The sequence below is a fragment of the Streptomyces sp. NPDC031670 genome, assembly GCF_055580545.1.
The window spans coordinates 148198-169809 of sequence record NZ_JBVILC010000002.1 but is presented as its reverse complement, the minus strand read 5'-3'; the positions used below and the strand labels follow the sequence as shown (position 1 = coordinate 169809).

Here is a 21612-nt window from a genome sequence, read left to right as displayed (position 1 = left end):
GCGGTTCGGACGACTATCTCAACCGTCCGCGCCTTCGGTTACAGTCTTGAACAACGCGGACGGCCGTCGCATGTCGGGGTCGCCACGCGGACAAATGCCCGGGTCATGGACCCGGTGCCACAGCGCTCATCCAGAGGGACTGAGGGAACGGCCCGTTGAAGTCCCGGCAACCCTCCTGCCGACCGCGAGGTCACGGTGGGGAAGGTGCCAATTCCGTCTCATGGCGAAACGCGCCATGGGGAAGATGAGGAGAAAGGGCCTCGCCATCATGGCTGTGCACACCGCCGACGTAGCTGCCGCCACGGACGCCAACGCGGACGCCACCACCGTAAACGCCACCACCTCAGTGGATCTCGGTCCCGCCGTCGCGCTTTCCTGCCGGGAATGCGGCGAGCGGTTCGACCTCGGCCCCATCTTCGCCTGCGCCCTGTGTTTCGGGCCGCTCGAAGTCGCGTACGACCTTCCGACTGGTGATCCCGAGGCGCTCCGCAAGCGGATCGAAGCGGGCCCCGACAACATCTGGCGCTATGCGCCCCTGCTGCCTGTTCCGGCCAATGTGGCTGAAAAGCCCAACCTGAATCCGGGATTCACCAAGCTCGTCAAGGCCGACAACCTCGCCCGCGAACTCGGCGTCACCGGTGGTCTCTACGTCAAGGACGACTCCGGCAACCCGACGCACTCCTTCAAGGACCGCGTCGTCGCCATCGCCGTCGAGGCCGCCCGCGCCTTCGGCTTCACCACGCTCTCCTGCTCCTCCACCGGCAACCTCGCGGGCGCGGTGGGCGCCGCCGCCGCCCGCGCCGGGCTGCGCTCCTGCGTCTTCATCCCGCACGACCTGGAGCAGGGCAAGGTCGTCATGGCCGCGGTGTACGGCGGCGAGCTGGTCGGCATCGAGGGCAACTACGACGACGTCAACCGCTTCTGCTCGGAGCTCATCGGCGACCCGCTCGGCGAGGGCTGGGGCTTCGTCAACGTGAACCTGCGCCCGTACTACGGCGAGGGCTCCAAGACGCTGGCGTACGAGATCTGCGAGCAGCTCGGCTGGCGGCTGCCCGACCAGCTCGTCGTCCCGATCGCCTCCGGCTCCCAGCTCACGAAGATCGACAAGGGGCTCCAGGAGCTGATCCGGCTGGGGCTCGTCGAGGACCGGCCGTACAAGATCTTCGGCGCCCAGGCCGAGGGCTGCTCCCCGGTCTCCACCGCCTTCAAGGCGGGCCACGACGTGGTCCGCCCGCAGAAGCCGGACACGATCGCCAAGTCCCTGGCCATCGGCAACCCGGCGGACGGTCCGTACGTCCTGGACATCGCCCGGCGCACCGGCGGCGCGGTGGAGGACGTCGACGACGCGCAGATCGTGGACGCGATCAAGCTGCTGGCCCGGACCGAGGGCATCTTCGCCGAGACGGCGGGCGGTGTGACGGTCGGTGTCACCCGCAAGCTCATCGAGGACGGGCTTCTGGACCCGGCCCTGACTACTGTCGTCCTCAACACGGGCGACGGCCTCAAGACCCTGGACGCGGTGGCGCCGACCACCGGCCCGACCGCGACCATCCGCCCGAGCCTGGACGCGTTCCGCGACGCCGGCCTGGCCGGCTGACCCACCAGCTCCCAGACGGAAGGCAGGAAGCCCCATGAGCGTCAACGTCCGCATCCCCACCATCCTCCGTACGTACACCGGCGGGCGGGCCGAGGTCGCGGCCGAGGGTGCCACCCTCGCCGAGGTCATCGCCGACCTGGAGAAGAACCACACCGGGATCGCCGCCCGGGTCCTGGACGACCAGGGCAAGCTGCGCCGGTTCGTCAACGTGTACGTCAACGACGACGACGTCCGCTTCGAGCAGGGGCTTCAGACGGCCACGCCGGACGGCGCCGGAATCTCGATCATTCCGGCCGTCGCGGGCGGCTGCTGACCTACGCGCTGTTACCTGAATTGCCCCCTCCGCAAGCTAAGCGGAGGGGGCAATTCAGTGTGGTTGAGCGCGGTACAGTGGGGAAGTCCCCTTCGTTGCGCATGCCACGTGCATATGAGAACGCGACGAACCGGCGTCGAGATGCAGTCAAAGTGTTCGAGCATATTGCTCCTTAAGTGCGCTTTGCCCGGCCCGACTTGCCCCGTAATGCTGGAATAGGCGGCATTCCGCTCCCGGCCCCTGCCTGGAATTCTCGTCCGATTGACCTGTTGCAGAGGGCAGTTGGGCAGATACATTCAGCCGCGGTCGACGCGTTCCGGCGCACACCCTCTCCTGTCGGAGGGTGGAGATCTGACCCGGGTCCGCGAAGTGCGGTCCCGTGCAAGGGCCAGTAATAGGGGAGTTAGGCATGGCTCAGGGCACCGTCAAGTGGTTCAACGCGGAGAAGGGGTACGGCTTCATCGCGGTCGACGGTGGTGCGGATGTTTTCGTCCACTACAGCGCGATCCAGATGGACGGGTACCGCACCCTTGAAGAAGGTCAGCGAGTCGAGTTCGAGATCTCGCAGGGCCAGAAGGGTCCGCAGGCGGACATGGTCAAGCTCGCCGTCTGATCTCGGCGCGATCGGCCACCGACGCATACAGGCCCGTGGGGCCCGCATCCTCTGTAAATGGATGCGGGCCCCACGTGTGTGTCCGGGCCCGCGTCGGCGCCCCCGGCCGCGGCGCGCGGGTGTCCGGGACCGGGCCGTGGCGGTGGGACGGCCTTGCACTCTCCGGGGTCGAGTGCTAATCATTGGCGTTAGCACTCTCCCAGTGAGAGTGACAGAACTTGGATCGGGTCAGTGAGGCCTGCGGACCGGGTGGGGCAAGGAACCACAAGGACCGCGAGCCGTCCGTCGCGGGCACCGGCGCGGTCCACGAAGAACGCCACCCCTGTCCGGGAGGACCACTTCACATGGCCAAGATCATCGCGTTCGACGAGGAGGCACGGCGCGGTCTCGAGCGCGGGATGAACCAGCTCGCCGACGCCGTCAAGGTCACCCTTGGCCCCAAGGGCCGCAACGTCGTCCTCGAGAAGAAGTGGGGCGCCCCCACGATCACCAACGATGGTGTTTCCATCGCCAAGGAGATCGAGCTCGAGGACCCGTACGAGAAGATCGGCGCCGAGCTGGTCAAGGAAGTCGCCAAGAAGACGGACGACGTCGCCGGTGACGGTACGACCACCGCGACCGTCCTCGCCCAGGCGCTCGTCCGCGAGGGTCTGCGCAACGTGGCCGCGGGTGCCAACCCGATGGCCCTGAAGCGCGGCATCGAGAAGGCCGTCGAGGCCGTCTCCGGTGCGCTCCTGGAGCAGGCCAAGGATGTCGAGACCAAGGAGCAGATCGCTTCGACGGCCTCCATCTCCGCCGCCGACACCCAGATCGGCGAGCTCATCGCCGAGGCGATGGACAAGGTCGGCAAGGAAGGCGTCATCACGGTCGAGGAGTCCCAGACCTTCGGTCTGGAGCTCGAGCTCACCGAGGGCATGCGCTTCGACAAGGGCTACATCTCGGCGTACTTCGCGACCGACATGGAGCGCATGGAAGCCGCGCTCGACGACCCGTACATCCTGATCGTCAACTCGAAGATCGGCTCGGTCAAGGACCTGCTGCCGCTCCTCGAGAAGGTCATGCAGTCGGGCAAGCCGCTCCTGATCATCGCCGAGGACGTCGAGGGCGAGGCCCTGTCGACCCTGGTCGTGAACAAGATCCGCGGCACCTTCAAGTCCGTCGCCGTCAAGGCCCCGGGCTTCGGCGACCGCCGCAAGGCCATGCTGAACGACATCGCCATCCTCACCGGCGGCACGGTCATCTCCGAGGAGGTCGGCCTCAAGCTGGAGAACGCGGGCCTCGACCTGCTCGGCCGCGCCCGCAAGGTCGTCATCACCAAGGACGAGACCACCATCGTCGACGGTGCCGGTGACAGCGAGCAGGTCGCCGGTCGCGTGAACCAGATCCGCGCCGAGATCGAGAACTCGGACTCGGACTACGACCGCGAGAAGCTCCAGGAGCGTCTGGCGAAGCTGGCCGGCGGCGTGGCCGTCATCAAGGCCGGCGCCGCCACCGAGGTGGAGCTCAAGGAGCGCAAGCACCGCATCGAGGACGCCGTGCGCAACGCCAAGGCGGCCGTCGAGGAGGGCATCGTCGCCGGTGGTGGCGTGGCCCTGCTCCAGGCCTCCTCGGTCTTCGAGAAGCTGGACCTGTCGGGTGACGAGCTGACCGGCGCCAACGCCGTGAAGCTCGCGCTGGAGGCCCCGCTGAAGCAGATCGCCGTCAACGGTGGTCTTGAGGGCGGCGTCATCGTCGAGAAGGTCCGCAACCTGCCCGTCGGCCACGGTCTGAACGCCGCGACCGGTGAGTACGTGGACATGATCGCCGAGGGCATCATCGACCCGGCGAAGGTCACGCGCTCCGCGCTGCAGAACGCCGCGTCGATCGCCGCGCTGTTCCTCACCACCGAGGCCGTCATCGCCGACAAGCCGGAGAAGGCCGCCGCGGGCGGCGCTCCGGGCGGCATGCCGGGCGGTGACATGGACTTCTGATCCTCGTCGGAGGATCGGCGAGCCCGGTTACGTACGGAGGGCGGCACCCCACTGGGGGTGCCGCCCTTCGGCGTTCGCGGGTTCCGGCGGCCGGCTACGGCAGCGCGGCGCGCAGCCGGCCCCGGGCCTCGGCCAGCCGCCGGGTCGCCGCCGCCGCGTCCAGATCCGCCAGCAGCATCAGGATCGCCGTCTTCACCTCGCCGTCGGCGGCGGCCAGGGCGCTCTCGACGGCCTCCTCGTCCGCGTCCGTGGCCAGCGCGACGATCCGGCGGGAGCGGGCGCGCAGCTTGTCGTTGGAGGCGCGGACATCGACCATCAGGTTTCCGTACGTCTTGCCCAGCCGGATCATCGTGATCGTCGAGATCATGTTGAGGACGAGCTTCTGGGCGGTGCCGGACTTCAGCCGGGTCGAGCCGGTCAGCAGCTCCGGGCCGACCACCACCTCGATGCCGTGCTCGGCTGCGGCGGCGAGCGCCGAGCCCGCGTTGCAGGCCAGGCCGATGGTCAGCGCCCCGCGCGCCCGGGCGTGTTCGACCGCGCCCACCGCGTACGGGGTGCGGCCGGAGGCGGAGACGCCGACGACCGTGTCGAGCGCGGTGAGGGCGAGCCCGTCCAGATCGGCCGCCGCCAGCTCCCCGGAGTCCTCGGCGCCCTCGACGGAGGAGGCGAGGGCCGTCGGGCCGCCCGCGATCAGCCCGACGACCTGCGAGGGGTCGGTGTTGAAGGTGGGCGGGCACTCGCTGGCGTCCAGCACCCCGAGCCGCCCGGCGGTGCCCGCGCCCGCGTAGACCAGCCGCCCGCCCCGGCCCATCCGCTCGGCGGTGGCGTCGATGGCGGCGGCGATGCGCGGGAGCTGGGCGGCGACGGCGGCGGGGACCGTGGCGTCCTCGCCGTTCATGATGCGGGCGATCTCGGCGGTCGGCAGCCGGTCGATGTCGGCGAGCTCGGGCCGGAACGCCTCGGTGGTCAGACCGGCCAGCTGGGCGCGGAGTTCCCCGTACGTGGAAGTCATGGCAGCGCTGCTCTCTCGTGACGTGTCCGAGGGCACCCGGGGTCAGCGGGTGCGCGGGCGGTGGCGGTGGGCGAGCGCCTCGTAGGAGGCGGCCAGCGCGGGGGCGGCCGTCTCGTAGGTGCGCTGGGCGACACCGATGAACAGGCAGTCCACGACGAGGAGTTGGCTGGTGCGCGACGACATCGCGGCCGGGCGCAGCTCGCTCTCGCGGGCGGTGGAGGTGGTCAGGACGTGGTCGGCGTACTGGGAGACGGGGCCGTCGGGGCGGCCGGTGACGGCGATGGTGGTGGCGCCCCGGTCGAAGGCGACGCGCAGCGGCTCGATGACGTCGCCGGTCGAGCCGGAGTGGGTGATGGCGACGGCCGCGTCCCCCGTCCGCAGCTGCACGGCGTTGGTGACGGCGAGGTGCGGGTCGGTGTGGGCGTGCGCGATGAGGCCGATCCGCAGCAGCTTCTGTGCGAGGTCCTGGCCGACGAGCGAGGAGGCGCCGACGCCGTACACATCGATGCGGCGGGCCTGCGCCAGGGCGGCGACGGCCGCGCCGAGCTGGACGGTGTCGAGGGCGGCGGCGGTGTCGGCGAGTGTCTGCTGCTCGTCGTGGGCGAGCTTGGCGACGACGTCCGCGAGGGGGTCGTCCACGGCGATGTCGGCGGTGACGGCCGGGGCGCGCCCCGACTGCTGCTGGGCGGCGAGCCCGGCGAGCGCGAGGCGCAGATCGCGGTAGCCGGGATAGCCGAGGAGGCGGGCGGTGCGGACCACGGTGGCCTCGCTGGTGCCGGTGAGCTCGGCGAGGCCGGTGACGGTGAGGGCGGCGCACCCGGCCGGGTCCCCGGCGACGGCCTCGGCGACGCGCTGCATGGAGCGGGTCATGGAGGGGGCCAGCGTGCGCACCTTGGCCGCGAGGGCGGCGGGGGCCGGGGGAGCCGGTTCGCCGGTGGAAGTTTCCTTCACGTCATGGGTCACCCTTGAAAGATATTTTCGCAGGTGGGGCGGGGTCAACCCCTCGGCTCGGGACGGGCGGAAGTGGCGGATGGGGTGACAATGGCTCCATGGACGACGTCGACTCCCTGGAGCAGTACCTGCACGCCGCCCGCGCCCTGGTGCTGGCGGATCTGGCAGCGCGCGACGTGGCCCGGGCCGATGTGGTCTCCCTGGTCGAGGACGCGGTGACGCACCGCCGCTGGTGGGTGGAGCAGTGGCCGGACGGAGCGTCGTACGTCGCCGGGCTGGTCGCGCAGGACGTGCAGGACGCGCTTCTGGAGAAGTACGGCCGCTGGCCCATCTGCCCCGTCTGCCACTCGGGGGACCCGCACGCCCTCGACGTGGAGCCCGAGCTCGGCCCCGATCCGCACTGGGTGTGCGGCAAGGCGGGGGTGACGGTGGCTCCGGTCGGCGGCCTGGGCACCGGCCCGCTGGCATGACGCTCTACATCGACCCGCCCACCTGGCCGGGTCACGGCCGTATGTGGTCGCACCTGGTCAGCGATGTGTCGTACGAGGAACTCCACGCCTTCGCCGCCGCCGTCGGCTGCCCGCCGCGCGCTTTCGACCGCGACCACTACGACGTACCGGAGTCGCGGTACGCGGACGCGGTGCGGGCCGGGGCGGTGGAGGTCGGCTCCAAGGAGCTGGTGCGGCGGCTGACGGGGGCGGGGCTGCGGCGGCCCAAGGGGCGTGCCGCGCCCTAGCCGTTCCGCCGTGCCGCTCAGCCGGTCAGCAGCTCCAGCTCCGTCGTCAGGTTCTCGCGGGCGCGGGTCTCCCACTCCCTGGTGCCGTACGGGGTACGGAAGAGCCTCGGCAGGGCGAGGAGCCGGCGCAGGACCTGGGCGCGGCCGGTGCGGAAGGCGTCGTCGGGGACGAAGGCGTACTCCTCGCGGACGGCGGCGGCGTACGCGGCGTACTCCTCCGAACCGCCCGCCAGCACCGCGAGGTCCGCGTCGCACAGCACCTCGCCGTTGGTGTCGCCCTCGGCGGGGTCGTGGGTGACGGTGAGCCGTACGAGCCGGGCGACCTCGGCGGTGTCGTCCGCCCCCAACCCGGCCTCGGGCAGCGCCCGTTCGGCCAGCGCCGCGCTGCGCTCCTCGTTCTCGGAACGGTCCGGACGGTACACGGCGTCGTGGAACCACGCGGCGAGGCGGACGAGTTCGGGGGCGGCGGCGTGGTCGGCGAGGGTGTCGATGTGGCGCAGCACGGCGGTGAGGTGGTCGGCGGTGTGGTACTTGCGGTGCGGTTCGGTCCAGCGGGTGAGGAGGTTCGTGGCGTACGGGGTGGGGTCGGGGCCGGGGGCTTGGCGGGCGGCGGTGAGGGTGTCGGCCCAACGGGCGGCGAGATCGGCCATGCCCCGAGCGTAACGATCCCCCACACCCCCGGGGCACAGCCCCGCGCCCCTTATCGGCCGGGGGTTCGTCTGCGGGCCGGTGGTGGGCCGGTCGCGCAGTTCCCCGCGCCCCTTCAGGGCCCGGTGTTCGTCTGCGGGCCGGTGGTGGGCTGGTCGCGCAGTTCCCCGCGCCCCTTCAGGGCCCGGTGTTCGTCTGCGGCCGGTGGTGGGCTGGTCGCGCAGTTCCCCGCGCCCCTTCAGGGCCCGGTGTTCGTCTGCGGGTGGTGGGTGGCCGGTCGCGCAGTTCCCCGCGCCCCTGAAGGGCCGTGGCTGAGCCGACTGTTCCGGCTGCCGCCGACCCCCTAAGGGGCGCGGGGAACTGCGCGAGCAACCCAAGGCGGCCCGCAGACAAGATCCGGCCCTTTAAGGGGCGCGGGGAACTGCGCGAGCAAGCCACCACCGGGCCGCAGACGTACCCCGGCCAGAACCCGCCCCCTCGGGCTACCCCCCGCCCCCACCCGGGGGACTCCCCGATGGGCAGGGGGACCGCCCCCTGGGACAGTCGGAGGCATGATCGCGCCCTCCCGCCGACTCGTCCTGACCACCGCCGCCGCCCTCACCCTCCTCCCCACCGGAACCGCCACCGCCACCGCCACCCCCCGCATCCACACCGAACTCCCCCCACCCACCGGCCCCCACCCCGTCGGCACCGTGAGTCTGCGGCTCGTCGACCGGGCGCGGCGGGACCCGTGGGGCACGCGGGTCTGCCGGGAGCTGATGGTGGGGGTGCGGTATCCCGCCCGCAGCGTGCGCGGGTACGAGCGCGCACCCCAGATGACCCGGGCCGCCGCCGACGCGTACGGCCGGACGAGCGGGCTCGACGTGCCCGAGGGAAGCGTGGACTGGGGCGCCACCCGCAGCCACGCCCACACCCACGCCCCCGTCGCCCGCCCCGCCCCCCACTCCGCCGGCTTCCCCGTCGTCCTCTACTCGCCCGGCGCCGGCGACCCCCGCACCCTCGGCACCACCCTCTGCGACGAGCTCGCCTCGCGCGGGTACTTCGTGGTGATGCTGGACCACACGTACGACGCCCAGGTCGTCGAGTTCCCCCGGGGCCGCCTCGAACGCACCGTGCTGCCCCGCGAGTACACGCGCGCCAAGAAGGCCGGGCCCGAGCACGTCGTCGCGCTGCTGAAGAAGGTCGTGGACGTACGGGTGGCCGACACCCGGTTCGTCCTCGACCGGCTCCGTCATCTCCCCGGCCCCCTCGGGCAGCTCCTCGACCTGGGGGCCGTCGGGATGTTCGGGCAGTCGGCGGGCGGGTTCACCGCCGCCCGGACCATGCACGACGACCGCCGGATCAGGGCCGCGCTCAACATGGACGGGGTGATGGGCTACACCGAGGACGACCACGACCCGGCGAACCCGTCCTCCGTCGGCACCGACGGCGTCACCCGGCCCCTGCTCCTCATGGGCAAGGACGGCGACGACCACCGCACCCTCCCCTCCTGGGGCGCCGCCTGGCGGCACAGCACCGGTTGGCACCGGGACCTGACCCTCGCCGGAAGCGAGCACGCCTCGTTCACCGACCTCCAGTCGCAGATCCCGCAGATCGCCCACCGGCTCGGGCTGCCGGACGACTTCGTGACCCAGAACGTGGGGACCATCGACCCCGTTCGTTCGGTCGCCGCCCAGAAGGCGTACATCACCGCCTTCTTCGACCGGTGGCTGCGGGACCGCGACGACTCGGGCCTCCTGGAGCGGCCCTCCCGGCGCTGGCCGGAGGTGCGGTTCGTGGAGTGAGCCCCGACGCGCCGCCCCCTGCCGCACGCGCCCCCGTGACCCGCCGCGTAGGCTGTATTGGACTAGACCTGTTGAATCTGTAGGCAGCCGAGGAATTGGGGTCAGATGAGCAACCGTGCACTGCTTGAGGTGATCGCCCTCGACGCGGACGACGCGGTCGCGGCGCGGGCCGGCGGCGCGGACCGGCTGGAGCTGGTCACCGACATGGCGGCCGACGGCCTCACCCCGCCCCGGGAGACCTTCGCGGCGATCCGCGCCGCCGTGGACATCCCGCTGCGCGTGATGCTCCGCGCGGCGGACGGCTTCGCGGCGGGCGACGTGGACGCGCTCGTACGCGACGCGCGGGCGCTGCGCGCGGAGGGCGCGGACGAGTTCGTGCTCGGCTTCCTCGACGAGACCGGCGCGCCGGACATGACCGCGGTACGGGCACTCGTCGCGGAGCTGGACGGCTGCCGGTGGACGTTCCACCGGGCCGTCGACCGCGCCGCCGACCGCGACGCCCTGCGCAAGGAGCTCGCGGGCCTGCCGGGCCTCGACACGTATCTGACGGCGGGTGCGGCGGGCGGCGTCGACGACGGCCTGGAGACGCTGGTCGCGGAGGCGGCCCGGTCCGGCGAGCCCGGCTACGAACCCCGCATCCTCGTCGGCGGCGGCCTGCGCCTCGACCATCTGCCCCGACTGCGCAGCGCCGGGATCGACGCGGTGCACATCGGCGGGGCGTCCCGCCCCGGCGGCTGGGCGGCACCGGTCTCGGCACAGGCCGTCGCCCAGTGGCGCGAGGCGCTGGACGCGTAGCGGGCAGCGGGCAGCGGTCGCGGGCCGGCGGAGGACCCCGGGGCCCCGCCCCCGCCGTTCCTACCGTCCCTTCCCCACCGCCAGCTCCACCCCGGAGACCGTCGCCACCACGCCGTCCTTCTCCACCCGCACGTCCCGCACCCGCAGCATCCGCGCCTCGCGCGGCAGCGTGTACGAGAAGGACAGACGGTCGGACAGCTCCGGCGGACGCATCGCCAGCAGGCCCGTGACCAGCTTCGGATCGATACCGATCTTCGACAGCAGCCAGGGGTGGTCCGCCACCACGTCGACGAGGTTGACCCGCGTCAACTGCTCCGCGAACCGGGGCGTGCCCGTCAGCTCGTGCAGCTTCTCCTCGCTGCGCAGCGCCGCCGCCACGTCCTCCTTCGGCACTCCGAGCCGCTCCACCACGGCCGGGACCGACAGCAGGGCCTTCACCCGTGCCGTGTCCCGGCTGATGAGCTCGGCGGACTCCCGGTGCAGCGTCAGCCCCCGGTTCCGCCCCGGCCGGTACGTGGCGACGCCCGGCATGTCGAGGCTCATGCCGTCGACGTCCGTGGACAGGCCGCTGGTGCCGACGAGCCGCACCTGGGCCCGAGCCCGTACGCGCAGCTCCTGCCCCGCGATGCTCAGCCTGCCGTCCGCGCCCACCGTGTCGTCGCTCACCCGGCTGAACTTGAGCTGCGAGGCCGCCAGTTCACGGTTCATGTCGTCGAAGGACAGCGTGATCCGGCCGTGGAGGTCACCGATGACCGCACTGCGGATGTCGCTCGGCAGATCCCCCGTCAGTTTGATGTCCCGCGCACTGGCCTGCACCTTCGCGAGCGATATGCGGTCGGCGGCCACATGCGGCACGGTGACGTCCACCCGTTCCAGACGCTTGTCCAGGACCTGCGTGAGGAACGGGAACCCGTGGATGTCCACCTCGGGGGCGGCGGCCAGGTGGAGTTCGTCCTGAAGCGCCTGCCGCGCCTTCTTCTCCGCGTACATCGCCGCGCACCGGTCCGCGAGGACCAGGAACCCGACGCACACGACGAGCGCGAACAGCAGCTTGGCGAGGCGCGGGAGCGCGGCGAAGGGACTGCGGCGACGCCTACGGCCGCGCCTGGCGCGACGGCCCTTCCCGGAGCGCCGGTGGTCGGGCGGCGACCAGGGCTCGTCCTCGGGCCCGGCGTGCATGCTGCTGAGGTCGAGCGGCAGGACCGTGAGCCCGCCGGCGGCGCCGGGACCGGGCTCGGAGCCGGGCTCGGGATCGGCCAGTGCCGCGAGTTCGTCATAGGGGTTGTGGGAACGGGGCTGCATGCGTGTGGGGGAGCGCATCGTCTTATCCCACCACACATGCCTTCTTCGAACACAAGCGCCACCAACGGTACGTCCGTTCCGGAAGCCCGCTAGCCGTTCACCCGCACCTCGGCCCACACCGTCTTGCGCGGCACCGGGCCCTCCTCCGTGCCCCAGCGCGCGGCCACCGCCGCCACCAGCAACAGCCCCCGCCCCGACTCGGCCTCGCCGCGTCCGCCCGCGTCCGCCGACGCGCCCACGGCGGCCGGCAGCCGCCGGTCGCCCCGCCCGTCCGTCACCGCGATCCGCAGGGTCCCCTCCCGCAGGGCGAGGGCCAGTTCGAAGTCGCGGCCGGGTACGCGCGCGTGCAGCACCGCGTTGGACGCCAGCTCCGCCACGACCAGCGCGGCCGTGTCCGACGCCTCACTGTGACGCGCCACACCCCAGTCGGCCAGCCGCTGTACGGCGAGCAGCCGGGCCAGCCGCGCGCCGTGCCGGGTGGCGGAGATTCTGCGCCTGAACATGCGTACGGTAGTGGACAGATGGGCGGTCGCCGTGCCGTTTTCGGGGTGCATGGGGCCACAGTGGCGGCGCTCGCACGCCCGTGACCAGGCCGGGAGCGCGTACTCCGCGCGAGCGTACGCGGTGATGCTGTAGACAGTACGGCCAACGGGCAGTAACTCTGGGTGAGTTACGCGCGGGGAGATCCACTCACCGGAGGACAGCCACATGGCCTGGGACCACGAGGGGTACGACAGCGAGCCGGAGCCGTCGGACAGTCTGCGGACGTTCGGCGCGGTCCTCCAGGCCCTGCGGGAGCACGCGGGGCTGAGCCGCGAGGACTTCGCCGTACTGGTCGGCTTCTCCAAACACACCGTGGCGTCCGTTGAGTTGGGCCGCCGTATGCCCGACCCCGACTTCGTCGAGAGCGCGGAGGCGGCACTCGGCAACACGAACGCGCTGCGCAGCGCGATGCAGTACCTCAACCGTCAGCCGGGACTCGCCCGCTGGTTCCGCCGCTGGGCGCAGTACGAACGGTGCGCGATCAGCCTCTACACGTACGAGTCGCGGCTTGTACCGGGGCTGTTGCAGACGGAGGCGTACGCACGGACGTTGTTTGCCGCGCAAGTGCCGCCTTTGACCGACGAGCAGGTGGAGGCCCATCTGACTGCCCGAAAGCTTCGACAGCAACTGCTACGTGACCGTCCCAACACCTCGTTCAGCTTCATCGTCGACGAGCATCTCTTCATGCGGCGCACGGGCGGTGCAGAGGTGACCCGCGAGCTCATTGATTACGTTTTGGAGTGCGCGTCCGCACGTAACGTCGAGCTTCAAATCCTGCCGCTGACCAGGGACGTTCATGCCGGACTTGCTGGCCCCGTGCAGCTACTGGAAACCCCGGCCAATCGTTGGTTCGGGTACTGCGAGGGACAGGAGAGCGGCCAGTTCATCTCTGATCCCAAAGTGGTCAGCACACTCCACATGCGGTATGCGAAACTGCGCACGCAGGCCCTCACCCCCGAGGACTCCGTGCGCCTGTTGGAGCAACTGCGAGGAGCGTTATGACCGCCACCGAACTCGCCTGGTTCAAGAGCAGCTACAGCAGCGGATCCGGGGACAGTTGCGTCGAAGTCGCCCTCGACTGGCGCAAGTCCACGTACAGCAGCGGCTCGGACGGCGACTGCGTAGAGGTGGCCACCTGCCCCGCCACCATCCACGTCCGTGACTCCAAGAACCCGCAGGGCCCCGCGCTCGCCCTGTCGCCGGCCGCGTGGGAGCGGTTCGTCCCGTACGCGGCCGGCTAGGCGCGGGCTACTTCCAGTAGAGGCCCTGGCCCATGGTGAAGGGGTCGCCCCAGTACTCCGCCGACACGACCTTCGTCGTCGCGGAGGGGGCCAGCGCGACCGCACAGCCCTTCTGGGTTTTGCCGTGGGTGAAGTCCTTGGGCAGGGACTCGCTCGGGCACTTGTCGAAGCTGCCGGTGATCATCAGGTTCTGCGCCTCGGTGTTGTCGCCGAGGTGGCCCTTCATGTGGCTGACGGAGGCGTACGCCAGGTCCGTCGTGCCGACGTTCTCGACCGTGTAGCGGATGTAGTACGGGACCTTCCCGCTGACCTTGTCGCCGAGCTTGAGCGGCGCCAGGTCGGCGGGGGCGCCCTTCTCGATCGCGTCGACGGTGAGGGCGATCTCGCCCTTCGTCTTGGTGCCGTACGAGAACGGGAAGCGGGCGGCCTCGCCCAGCTTGAAGGTCTGGCCGCCCTTGGCCTGGCCGGCTCCGCCGCCGCCCGAGGGGGGCTGGGTGGACGGCGCCTGGGACGAGGGCGACGAGGGCGCGGACGGTGTCGGCGTCGCCCCGCCGACCCGCTGGTCGGCGCCGTCGTCCCCGTTGCACGCGCTCAGCGCCAGCGAACCGACGACCACCAGGCCGACCGACGCCAGCTTGACCCGGCCGCCCCGGCGCATGACAGAACTGCTCATTGTTCGAACTCCCCCGTTGAAGCGATGACGCTGTGGACCGATGCTGTGGACCGCCTTGGCGATCTCTACGAACAGAGTTCCTACGGCACGAGTGCGACGCGTCGCCACCGGGCTGACCGAAATGCCCCGGCCCGTGGCCGATTCATGACTTCGTCAAGACGAAAGCGCTACGCGGGGCGGACATCGGCGGCCTGCTGCGGCGGCCTGCTGCGGATCAGGCCAGCTGGGCAGGCAGGGGTGCCGCGTGGCAGATGGTCAGCCCCGACACCGCCCTGGTCAGGGCCACGTACAGACGGCGCAGGCCGGTGCGTTCGTCGGGCTCGCCGTCGACCACCGCCGAGGGCTCGTCCAGGACCACGTAGTCGTACTCCAGGCCCTTCGCGAGCGACGCGGGGACCAGGGTGAGCCGGGATTCGGCCGTGGTCTCCTCGCCCGGGTCCAGGAACGCCAGGCCCGCCGCCGTCAGCGCCTCGGCGAGCACCGGGATACGCGCGTCGGCCGCGATCAGGCCGGTCGAGCCCTCGTGGGCCAACGCCCGGCGGCAGGCGGCCAGCACGTCCGCGTCCAGCCCGTCCGGGGCCGAGGCGCGCACGGCCAGCGAGCCGGGGGTCTCACGCACCGACTCCACCGGGGCCAGGCCCGGCGAGATCGACGGCAGCAGCCGCGAGGCGTACGCGATCACCTCGCGCGGTACGCGGAAGCCCGCCGTCAGCTCCTCCACCACCGCGTCCGGCTTGCCCAGGTGCCGCAGCGCCTCGTCCCAGCTCGCCGTCGCCCAGGGCGTGGTGCCCTGCGCCAGGTCGCCCAGGACCGTCGCCGAGCCGGTCGAGCAGCGGCGGCCGACCGCCCGGTACTGCATGGGGGAGAGGTCCTGCGCCTCGTCGACCACGACATGGCCGAGCGAGTGGGTCCGCGCCACCAGGTCGTTCGCCTCGTCGATCAGCACGGCGTCCGCAGCCGACCACTTGGCGGCCCTGACGCTGCGGGCGGGCTTCGCCCACAGGATGGTCTTCTGCTCGTCCGCGCTGAGCAGCCCCTCCGCGTGCGCGGCGAGGAAGTCGGGGTCGGAGAGCAGCCGCAGCACGAGCTTCGCCGGGTCGACCGGCGGCCAGAGCTCCTTCACGGCCGCCTTCACCGCCGCGTTGCGGGCCACCGCGTCCTGCACCCGGTCGTCGGGCGCCTCGCCGGCCTGCTCCATCCGTACGAGCACGGCGTGCGCGATCCGCTGCGGCAGGGCGTCCCGGGCGGCGCCGTAGCGGATCTCGCGGTCCTGCAACTCGCGGACGATCTCCTCCAGTTCGTACGCCGGGATGCGCCAGCGGCGCGAGCCGCGCACCACCACCAGCGGCTCGGTGGGCAGGCTCACATGGCTGCGGACCGCCCGGCGCAGCACCTCGGCCATCCGGGCGTCGCCCTTGACGATCGCGGCGGGCGCGTCGTCGACGCCCTTCACCTCGACGTGCGCCACGAGGTCGTCGACGGTCGCCTGCTTGACCTCCAACTCACCCAGTGCGGGCAGCACTTGCTCGATGTAGTGGAGGAAGGAGGCGTTCGGGCCGATGACCAGCGTGCCGGTGCGGGCGAGGCGGTCGCGGTGGGCGTAGAGGAGGTACGCGACCCGGTGCAGGCCGACGGCCGTCTTGCCGGTGCCGGGGCCGCCCTGCACACAGACGGACCCGCCGAGGCCCGAGCGGACGATCTCGTCCTGCTCCGGCTGGATCGTCGCCACGATGTCGCGCATCGGGCCGACACGCGGGCGCTCGATCTCCGCCTGGAGGAGCTTGCTGGTGGTGGCCGCCTCGGCGGGGTCGGTGAGGTGCTCGTCCTCGTACGCGGTGAGCTCGCCGCCGGTGTAGCCGAAGCGGCGGCGCAGGCCGATGTCCTGCGGGTCCTTGCGGGAGGCGCGGTAGAACGGCTGGGAGACCGGCGCACGCCAGTCGATCACCATCGGGTCGCCCTCGGCGTCGTGGACGTGGCGGCGCCCGATGTAGAACCGCTCCCCCTCGGCTCCCTCGGCCAACTCCGCGCCGGGGGCGTGCAGATAGTCGAGACGGCCGAAGAAGAGGGGGGTGTGCGAGAGGTCCGCCAGGGCCTTGATGCGGTCGTCGATCTGGCGCTGGAGGACGGCGGCGTTCACCCAGTTCGCGGTGACGTCCTTGATGTCGAGGTTCTCCACGTCCTCGCGCATCGCGCGCAGGGCCGCGCGCGACCGGCCGAGGTGGGCGCGCTCACGGCTGAGGGGGTCTTCGGGGTCGTGCGGGAACACGGGATTCCTCCGGGCGGCTGGTCGGGCTGGCTCGCCTTGCGGCTTCGGCGGCCGGCCGGTTTCCGTCCGGGCGGCGGCGCGCTCCTCGGAGGGAGGCGGGGAAGCGGCGATTGTAGTCAGGGAGGCCGGGCGGGGCGAACGAATTTTCCCGGGCCCGGCCCGGACCCCGGGGCAGCCCCTAGGGAGCGGGGTCCTACCCGTAGGGGACGGCCTTGGACCAGAGGTGGACACGGGGGGCCGGACGGTTCAGACCGCAGAGCGATGAAACGGGAGGGGTCCAGGAGCACCATGGATACATGAGCCCCGTGACCCTCACCCCCGCGCCCACCGTCCCGGCCCCCCGAGGCGCCACCGCCACCGGCGCCGAGCACTCCCCGCACCGCGTCGGCAACGCCCTGCGCGCCGCGAAGGCCTTCGCGGGCGCCGCCCTGAGCGTCGTCGTCCTCGGGGAGTACTCGGAAGAGGCAGGCGTACGCCGCCACCCCTGACCCGATCCCCCACCGCGTGCCCGACCCGGCCCGCCCGCGTGATCCTCTAGGGTCACGGCCGTGACGTACCGGACCGTGACCGACCGTTCACTCCGCGCCACCGGCGCCACAGGTGCCACAGGTGCCCCCGGCGCTCCCCGTGCCGCCCTGCTCCTCCTCGCGCTCTCCCTCGCCGCGCTGGCAGCGCTCTGCCTCGTCCTGCGCGTCCCCATGGCGGACGCCCTGGTCTACCGGGCGGAGGGCGCGGCCGTCGCGCACGGCACCGACCTGTACGGCTTCACCGTCACCCGCTGGCATCTGCCCGCCACGTACCCGCCGTTCGCCGCGCTCCTGTTCGTGCCGGCCGCCTGGCTCCCCGTCCCGGCGCTCAAGGCCGCCTTCGCCGTCGGCAACGTGCTGCTGCTCGCCCTCCTGGTGCGGCTGTCCTGCCGGTTCGCCGGGATCGCGGCCCGCCCCGCCGCCCGGATCGCCGCCACCGCCGCCGGGCTCTGGCTTGAACCGGTGTTCCAGACGCTGCTGTTCGGCCAGATCAACCTCGCGCTGGCCTGCCTGGTCCTGTGGGACCTCACCAGGCCGCCCGGCTCCCCCGGCAGGGGCCTCGCGGTCGGCGTGGCGGCGGGCGTCAAGCTCACGCCCGCGCTCTTCCTGCTGTACGCGCTGCTCAAAGGGCGGTGGCGGGAGGCGGGAACGGGCGCCGCCGCGTTCACCGGGACCGTGCTGCTGGGCGCGCTCGTCCTGCCGGGCGCCAGCGTGGACTTCTGGACGCAGCGGCTCTACGAGACCGAACGGGTCGGCAAGACGTGGATCGTCGACAACCAGTCGCTCCAGGGCCTGCTGGCCCGGCTGCTCCACACGCCCGCGCCCGGCGCGGCGGGGGTGGCGGTGGCGGCGCTCGTCGCGGTGGCCGGGCTGTGGATCGCCCGCCGGGCGCCCGAGCGCTGGGGCGTCCTGGTCACCGCCCTCACCGCGCTGCTCGTCTCCCCGGTCAGCTGGTCGCACCACTGGGTGTGGTGCGTACCGCTGCTGGCGGTCCTGGTGGCCGAGGGCCGGATCCGTACGGCCGCCGCCGTCGCGGCGGTGTTCACCGCCCGCACGCTGTGGCTGGTGCCGCACCAGGGCGAGCTGGACCTTCACCTGCCCTGGTGGCAGCAGCCGTTGGCATCACCGTACGCACTGCTGGGACTCGCGCTGTCGGCCCGGGCCGCCACCCGCCTGCGGCCCCGCGCACCCGAGGGGCGCGAGGAACTGCGCGAGCAACCGGCCACGGCCCGCGGACAGTGACCCGGCCGGTCACGGGCCCGGGGGACCGCCGGACTCAGCCCCCGTCAGCCCACATCCCCCGCGAGCAGATCGTCCGCGTCCACGATCCGGTACGCGTACCCCTGCTCCGCCAGGAACCGCTGGCGGTGCGCCGCGAAGTCCTGGTCGAGGGTGTCCCGGGCCACCACCGAGTAGAAGTGCGCCTGGTGGCCGTCCGCCTTCGGGCGCAGTACCCGGCCCAGCCGCTGGGCCTCCTCCTGGCGCGAGCCGAAGGTGCCGGAGACCTGGATGGCGACCGTCGCCTCGGGCAGGTCGATGGAGAAGTTCGCCACCTTGGAGACGACCAGCACGGAGATCTCGCCCTGCCGGAAGGACTCGAAGAGCTTCTCGCGCTGCGCGTTGGGCGTCTCGCCCTTGATCACCGGCGCGTTCAGATGCTCGCCCAGCTCGTCGAGCTGGTCGATGTACTGCCCGATGACGAGGATCTGCTGCCCCGCGAACTTCCGCACCAGCGCCTCCGTGACCTTCCGCTTGGTGGCGGTGGTCGCGCAGAACCGGTACTTCTCCTCGGTCTCGGCCGTCGCGTACGCCAGCCGTTCGGAGTCGGTCAGATTGACCCGGACCTCCACGCAGTCGGCGGGCGCGATGTAGCCCTGCGCCTCGATCTCCTTCCACGGCGCGTCGAACCGCTTCGGGCCGATCAGCGAGAAGACGTCCGACTCGCGGCCGTCCTCGCGCACCAGCGTGGCCGTGAGGCCGAGCCGCCGCCGGGCCTGGAGGTCGGCGGTGAACTTGAAGACCGGCGCGGGCAGCAGGTGCACCTCGTCGTAGACGATCAGTCCCCAGTCCCGGGAGTCGAAGAGCTCCAGATGCGGGTACACACCCTTCCTGCGGGTGGTCAGCACCTGGTAGGTGGCGATGGTGACGGGCCGGATCTCCTTGCGCGTCCCGCTGTACTCGCCGATCTCGTCCTCGGTCAGCGAGGTGCGCTTGACCAGTTCGTGCTTCCACTGGCGGGCCGAGACGGTGTTGGTGACCAGGATGAGCGTGGTGGCCTTGGCCTGTGCCATGGCGCCCGCCCCGACCAGCGTCTTGCCCGCGCCGCAGGGCAGCACGACCACACCGCTGCCGCCGTGCCAGAACCCCTCGACGGCCTGCTTCTGGTACGGGCGCAGCGCCCAGCCGTCCTCCGCGAGCTCGATGGGGTGCGCCTCGCCGTCCACGTACCCCGCGAGGTCCTCGGCGGGCCAGCCGAGCCTGAGCAGGGTCTGCTTGATCTGGCCGCGCTCGGAGGGGTGCACGGCGACCGTGTCCGCGTCGATACGCGTCCCCACCAGCGGCCCGACCTTCTTCGACCGCAGGATCTCCTCCAGCACCGGCCGGTCGGTGGTGGTCAGCACCAGACCGTGGACGGGATGCTTGCTTAGGGTGAGCCGGCCGTAGCGCGCCATCGTCTCCGCGACGTCGACGAGCAGGGCGTGCGGCACCGGGTAGCGCGAGAACTCCACCAGCGCGTCCACCACCTGCTCGGCGTCGTGCCCGGCCGCGCGCGCGTTCCACAGCCCCAGCGGGGTCAGCCGGTAGGTGTGGATGTGCTCCGGCGCCCGCTCCAGCTCCGCGAAGGGCGCGATGGCCCGGCGGCAGGCGTCGGCCCGGTCGTGGTCGACTTCCAGGAGCAGGGTCTTGTCCGACTGGACGATTAGGCAGGACACACATACCTCCGGAGATAAGGTCGTCTCATGACAGAAGCAACGCCTGTCACAGCACGGGCTATGCCCCGTGCCCGACGCCGGAAGGGCGTCCCGGCCAGCGCGCCGGGGATGCGCGCCGCTATCTATGTTCGCCTATCGCGCGAAACCGACGAGACGACTTCGCCTGAACGCCAGCGCGCGGCCTGTGAAGCCTTGTGCGAGGCGCGCGGCTGGGAGGTGGTGACAGCCGAGGAAGACATCGATGTCTCGGGCTTCTCGCGTGGGCTCGACCGGCCGGGACTGCAACGCATCCTGACCAGGCTCGCGGAGCTGGACGTGATCGTGTTCTTCAAGATCGACCGGCTTGCGCGCTCGACGGTCGACTTCGCGGAGATCATGCGACTCGCCGAGCACCAGAGCGTTGCGCTCGCTTCGGCGACGGAGCCGCTCGACCTCACGTCGTCGATGGGCCGGGCCATGGCGAAGGTGATCGCGGTCTTCGCCGAGCTGGAGTCCGACACCATTGGGATGCGGGTATCCAGCGCGCACGAGCACCTGCGCCGCGAGGGTCGCTACACCGGCGGTCGGGTTCCGTACGGGTACATGGTCGTCCCCAACCCCAACGGGGCGGGCAAGGTCCTTGCCGTCAACGAGGACGAAGCCAAGACGATCAAGCGGATCGTGGAGCGGGTCCTGACCAAGGACTCGCTCATGCAGATCATCAACGACCTCAACAAGGAGGGCGTCCCGTCGCCCGGCCACTCCTCACGCCAGACCACGGGCAAGCGCAGCGACTCCAAGCAGTGGTACACGACGACGCTGCGGAGCTTGCTGGGCAACCCCCAGTTGCTCGGCCAGGTCATCGAGGACGGAAGGCCGATCCTGCGGACGGACGGCCTGCCGCTGGTCAATCGCCCGCCGATCCTCGATACGGACACCTGGCAGGCGCTCCAGGACGAGTTGGAGCGGCGGGCCAATCCCGGTGAGAAGCGACGGGAGGGGACGTCGCTACTGCGCGGCATCTTGCACTGCGCAGTCTGCGGCGAGCGCATGTACACCTTCAGCGGGCGCAACGGTCAGCTTCGGTACCGGTGCATCGGGCCTCTGAAGTACCGCCAGCGGGCAGCCAGGGGGGAGGAGAAGCAGGGCGTGAAGTGCTACGGGCCGACCGTGGCGGGGGTAACCACCGAGGAGTACGTCACCGAGCAGTTCCTCACGAAGTACGGGCATCTCTCCGTGATGCGGATGGTCCAGGAGGTGGGCGAGGACTTCCGGCCCCAGATCAGACAGGCTGAGGAAGCGTTGGCCGACCTGCAAAAAGATCGCTACGACCGGGGCCTGTTCAAGGGCGACGACGGAGCGATCCGGTACGCGGAGCAGTACGCCAAGCTGGAGGAGCGACTGGCGAGCCTGAAGGAGAGGCAGCGAAGGGCGAAACCGGGTGGCGTCAAGGCGGAGACGACCGGAGAGACGCACGCCGAGCAGTGGAAGCGCTCGGACGTGGCCGGTAAGCGAGATCTGCTGTTGAACGCGGGCGGCTATGTGGAGGTGGCACCCGCGCGGCGTGGCGGCAAGAAGCTGGACACGTCCCGGCTGTCGGTGCACTTCGGCGAAGAGGGGCACATGCGGCGGGCAGCAGCGGCGAAAGAGAGCGAGCAGGAGACCGAAGCGGCTGACAGCCAGGGCTGACGACGACGTCACAAGACACGCCCAGCGGCGCCCCCACCGG

General features: G+C 71.5%; 21 protein-coding genes and 1 riboswitch. Of the genes, 13 read left to right on the top strand and 8 right to left on the bottom strand.

Annotated elements, in window-relative coordinates; genetic code table 11:
- The first annotated feature begins 123 nt into the window (after window positions 1-123).
- Window positions 124-251: riboswitch (SAM riboswitch) on the top strand.
- The 4 genes from thrC to groL all read left to right on the top strand — a co-directional run bounded on the left by thrC (window position 245) and on the right by groL (window position 4493).
- Complete coding sequence (thrC, locus tag ACZ5ID_RS04770; RefSeq protein WP_468894179.1) at window positions 245-1597, top strand: threonine synthase; 1353 nt, start codon at window positions 245-247, stop codon at window positions 1595-1597. (Overlaps the previous riboswitch by 7 nt.)
- 34 nt (window positions 1598-1631) lie before the next feature.
- Window positions 1632-1910, top strand: coding sequence for a MoaD/ThiS family protein (locus ACZ5ID_RS04765; RefSeq protein ID WP_468893447.1), 279 nt, complete (start codon window positions 1632-1634; stop codon window positions 1908-1910).
- Between the two features lie 409 nt (window positions 1911-2319).
- A complete protein-coding gene (locus ACZ5ID_RS04760) occupies window positions 2320-2523 on the top strand; it encodes a cold-shock protein (protein ID WP_005315736.1) in 204 nt (67 codons plus the stop codon).
- Window positions 2524-2867: 344 nt separating this feature from the next.
- On the top strand, window positions 2868-4493 hold the full coding sequence (gene groL / locus ACZ5ID_RS04755) for a chaperonin GroEL (protein WP_365100344.1): 1626 nt from the start codon (window positions 2868-2870) through the stop codon (window positions 4491-4493).
- Between the two features lie 94 nt (window positions 4494-4587).
- Here groL and murQ read toward each other — a convergent pair whose 3' ends face one another.
- Both murQ and ACZ5ID_RS04745 read right to left on the bottom strand, forming a co-directional pair.
- The gene (gene murQ / locus ACZ5ID_RS04750) at window positions 4588-5505 is read right to left on the bottom strand and encodes an N-acetylmuramic acid 6-phosphate etherase (RefSeq protein ID WP_468893444.1); all 918 of its coding nucleotides are present in this window, start codon (window positions 5503-5505) and stop codon (window positions 4588-4590) included.
- Between the two features lie 42 nt (window positions 5506-5547).
- Entirely contained in the window at window positions 5548-6468 is a 921-nt protein-coding gene (locus ACZ5ID_RS04745) for a MurR/RpiR family transcriptional regulator (RefSeq protein ID WP_468893442.1), read from the bottom strand.
- Between the two features lie 86 nt (window positions 6469-6554).
- On the opposite strand from ACZ5ID_RS04745, the gene ACZ5ID_RS04740 reads away from it, so the two are divergent.
- Together ACZ5ID_RS04740 and ACZ5ID_RS04735 are read left to right on the top strand one after the other, a co-directional pair.
- The gene (locus tag ACZ5ID_RS04740; RefSeq protein WP_468893440.1) at window positions 6555-6926 is read left to right on the top strand and encodes a hypothetical protein; all 372 of its coding nucleotides are present in this window, start codon (window positions 6555-6557) and stop codon (window positions 6924-6926) included.
- A complete protein-coding gene (locus ACZ5ID_RS04735) occupies window positions 6923-7192 on the top strand; it encodes a DUF4031 domain-containing protein (protein ID WP_468893438.1) in 270 nt (89 codons plus the stop codon). The genes ACZ5ID_RS04740 and ACZ5ID_RS04735 overlap by 4 nt, the downstream gene beginning before the upstream one ends.
- A 17-nt stretch (window positions 7193-7209) precedes the next feature.
- Here the strand turns inward: ACZ5ID_RS04735 and ACZ5ID_RS04730 are convergent, their stop codons facing one another.
- On the bottom strand, window positions 7210-7842 hold the full coding sequence (locus ACZ5ID_RS04730) for an HD domain-containing protein (protein WP_468893436.1): 633 nt from the start codon (window positions 7840-7842) through the stop codon (window positions 7210-7212).
- A 549-nt stretch (window positions 7843-8391) separates the two neighbouring features.
- On the opposite strand from ACZ5ID_RS04730, the gene ACZ5ID_RS04725 reads away from it, so the two are divergent.
- Both ACZ5ID_RS04725 and ACZ5ID_RS04720 read left to right on the top strand, forming a co-directional pair.
- Window positions 8392-9624, top strand: a complete 1233-nt coding sequence (locus ACZ5ID_RS04725; RefSeq protein WP_468893435.1) for an alpha/beta hydrolase family protein — start codon at window positions 8392-8394, stop codon at window positions 9622-9624.
- A gap of 105 nt (window positions 9625-9729) precedes the next feature.
- On the top strand, window positions 9730-10419 hold the full coding sequence (locus ACZ5ID_RS04720; RefSeq protein ID WP_468893433.1) for a copper homeostasis protein CutC: 690 nt from the start codon (window positions 9730-9732) through the stop codon (window positions 10417-10419).
- A gap of 60 nt (window positions 10420-10479) precedes the next feature.
- Here the strand turns inward: ACZ5ID_RS04720 and ACZ5ID_RS04715 are convergent, their stop codons facing one another.
- Both ACZ5ID_RS04715 and ACZ5ID_RS04710 read right to left on the bottom strand, forming a co-directional pair.
- Window positions 10480-11721 carry an LmeA family phospholipid-binding protein gene (locus ACZ5ID_RS04715; RefSeq protein ID WP_468893431.1) on the bottom strand — a complete coding sequence of 414 codons (1242 nt, stop codon included), beginning with the start codon at window positions 11719-11721 and terminating at the stop codon, window positions 10480-10482.
- 89 nt (window positions 11722-11810) lie between these two features.
- Window positions 11811-12224: an ATP-binding protein gene (locus tag ACZ5ID_RS04710; protein ID WP_406555749.1), complete on the bottom strand. Its 414-nt coding sequence runs from the start codon at window positions 12222-12224 to the stop codon at window positions 11811-11813.
- 205 nt (window positions 12225-12429) lie between these two features.
- Between ACZ5ID_RS04710 and ACZ5ID_RS04705 the strand changes: the two genes are divergently transcribed.
- Both ACZ5ID_RS04705 and ACZ5ID_RS04700 read left to right on the top strand, forming a co-directional pair.
- Window positions 12430-13266 carry a helix-turn-helix domain-containing protein gene (locus ACZ5ID_RS04705; RefSeq protein ID WP_468893429.1) on the top strand — a complete coding sequence of 279 codons (837 nt, stop codon included), beginning with the start codon at window positions 12430-12432 and terminating at the stop codon, window positions 13264-13266.
- On the top strand, window positions 13263-13505 hold the full coding sequence (locus ACZ5ID_RS04700; RefSeq protein ID WP_468893427.1) for a DUF397 domain-containing protein: 243 nt from the start codon (window positions 13263-13265) through the stop codon (window positions 13503-13505). Before ACZ5ID_RS04705 ends, ACZ5ID_RS04700 begins: the two co-directional genes overlap by 4 nt.
- Window positions 13506-13512: 7 nt before the next feature.
- Here the strand turns inward: ACZ5ID_RS04700 and ACZ5ID_RS04695 are convergent, their stop codons facing one another.
- Together ACZ5ID_RS04695 and ACZ5ID_RS04690 are read right to left on the bottom strand one after the other, a co-directional pair.
- The gene (locus tag ACZ5ID_RS04695) at window positions 13513-14178 is read right to left on the bottom strand and encodes a hypothetical protein (protein ID WP_468893425.1); all 666 of its coding nucleotides are present in this window, start codon (window positions 14176-14178) and stop codon (window positions 13513-13515) included.
- Between the two features lie 214 nt (window positions 14179-14392).
- A complete protein-coding gene (locus ACZ5ID_RS04690) occupies window positions 14393-16444 on the bottom strand; it encodes a HelD family protein (RefSeq protein WP_468893423.1) in 2052 nt (683 codons plus the stop codon).
- A 296-nt stretch (window positions 16445-16740) separates the two neighbouring features.
- Here ACZ5ID_RS04690 and ACZ5ID_RS04685 point away from each other — a divergent pair, with 296 nt between their 5' ends.
- Together ACZ5ID_RS04685 and ACZ5ID_RS04680 are read left to right on the top strand one after the other, a co-directional pair.
- Window positions 16741-16932, top strand: coding sequence for a hypothetical protein (locus tag ACZ5ID_RS04685; protein ID WP_468893421.1), 192 nt, complete (start codon window positions 16741-16743; stop codon window positions 16930-16932).
- A gap of 60 nt (window positions 16933-16992) precedes the next feature.
- Window positions 16993-18213 carry a glycosyltransferase 87 family protein gene (locus ACZ5ID_RS04680; protein ID WP_468893419.1) on the top strand — a complete coding sequence of 407 codons (1221 nt, stop codon included), beginning with the start codon at window positions 16993-16995 and terminating at the stop codon, window positions 18211-18213.
- 44 nt (window positions 18214-18257) lie between these two features.
- Here ACZ5ID_RS04680 and ACZ5ID_RS04675 read toward each other — a convergent pair whose 3' ends face one another.
- Entirely contained in the window at window positions 18258-19904 is a 1647-nt protein-coding gene (locus tag ACZ5ID_RS04675) for a DNA repair helicase XPB (protein WP_468893417.1), read from the bottom strand.
- 108 nt (window positions 19905-20012) lie between these two features.
- On the opposite strand from ACZ5ID_RS04675, the gene ACZ5ID_RS04670 reads away from it, so the two are divergent.
- Window positions 20013-21572 carry a recombinase family protein gene (locus tag ACZ5ID_RS04670; protein WP_468893415.1) on the top strand — a complete coding sequence of 520 codons (1560 nt, stop codon included), beginning with the start codon at window positions 20013-20015 and terminating at the stop codon, window positions 21570-21572.
- Window positions 21573-21612 lie beyond the last annotated feature (40 nt).

Bases quoted from the DNA above. Each gene is read 5' to 3' on its own strand.
- ACZ5ID_RS04705 (WP_468893429.1), top strand. From the start codon at position 12,430: ATGGCCTGGGACCACGAGGGGTACGACAGCGAGCCGGAGCCGTCGGAC.
- ACZ5ID_RS04730 (WP_468893436.1), bottom strand. From the start codon at position 7,842: ATGGCCGATCTCGCCGCCCGTTGGGCCGACACCCTCACCGCCGCCCGC.
- ACZ5ID_RS04695 (WP_468893425.1), bottom strand. From the start codon at position 14,178: ATGAGCAGTTCTGTCATGCGCCGGGGCGGCCGGGTCAAGCTGGCGTCG.
- ACZ5ID_RS04740 (WP_468893440.1), top strand. From the start codon at position 6,555: ATGGACGACGTCGACTCCCTGGAGCAGTACCTGCACGCCGCCCGCGCC.
- ACZ5ID_RS04760 (WP_005315736.1), top strand. From the start codon at position 2,320: ATGGCTCAGGGCACCGTCAAGTGGTTCAACGCGGAGAAGGGGTACGGC.
- ACZ5ID_RS04725 (WP_468893435.1), top strand. From the start codon at position 8,392: ATGATCGCGCCCTCCCGCCGACTCGTCCTGACCACCGCCGCCGCCCTC.
- ACZ5ID_RS04765 (WP_468893447.1), top strand. From the start codon at position 1,632: ATGAGCGTCAACGTCCGCATCCCCACCATCCTCCGTACGTACACCGGC.
- ACZ5ID_RS04710 (WP_406555749.1), bottom strand. From the start codon at position 12,224: ATGTTCAGGCGCAGAATCTCCGCCACCCGGCACGGCGCGCGGCTGGCC.
- ACZ5ID_RS04720 (WP_468893433.1), top strand. From the start codon at position 9,730: ATGAGCAACCGTGCACTGCTTGAGGTGATCGCCCTCGACGCGGACGAC.
- ACZ5ID_RS04670 (WP_468893415.1), top strand. From the start codon at position 20,013: ATGCGCGCCGCTATCTATGTTCGCCTATCGCGCGAAACCGACGAGACG.
- murQ (WP_468893444.1), bottom strand. From the start codon at position 5,505: ATGACTTCCACGTACGGGGAACTCCGCGCCCAGCTGGCCGGTCTGACC.
- groL (WP_365100344.1), top strand. From the start codon at position 2,868: ATGGCCAAGATCATCGCGTTCGACGAGGAGGCACGGCGCGGTCTCGAG.
- ACZ5ID_RS04685 (WP_468893421.1), top strand. From the start codon at position 16,741: ATGAGCCCCGTGACCCTCACCCCCGCGCCCACCGTCCCGGCCCCCCGA.
- ACZ5ID_RS04715 (WP_468893431.1), bottom strand. From the start codon at position 11,721: ATGCAGCCCCGTTCCCACAACCCCTATGACGAACTCGCGGCACTGGCC.
- ACZ5ID_RS04700 (WP_468893427.1), top strand. From the start codon at position 13,263: ATGACCGCCACCGAACTCGCCTGGTTCAAGAGCAGCTACAGCAGCGGA.
- ACZ5ID_RS04735 (WP_468893438.1), top strand. From the start codon at position 6,923: ATGACGCTCTACATCGACCCGCCCACCTGGCCGGGTCACGGCCGTATG.
- thrC (WP_468894179.1), top strand. From the start codon at position 245: ATGAGGAGAAAGGGCCTCGCCATCATGGCTGTGCACACCGCCGACGTA.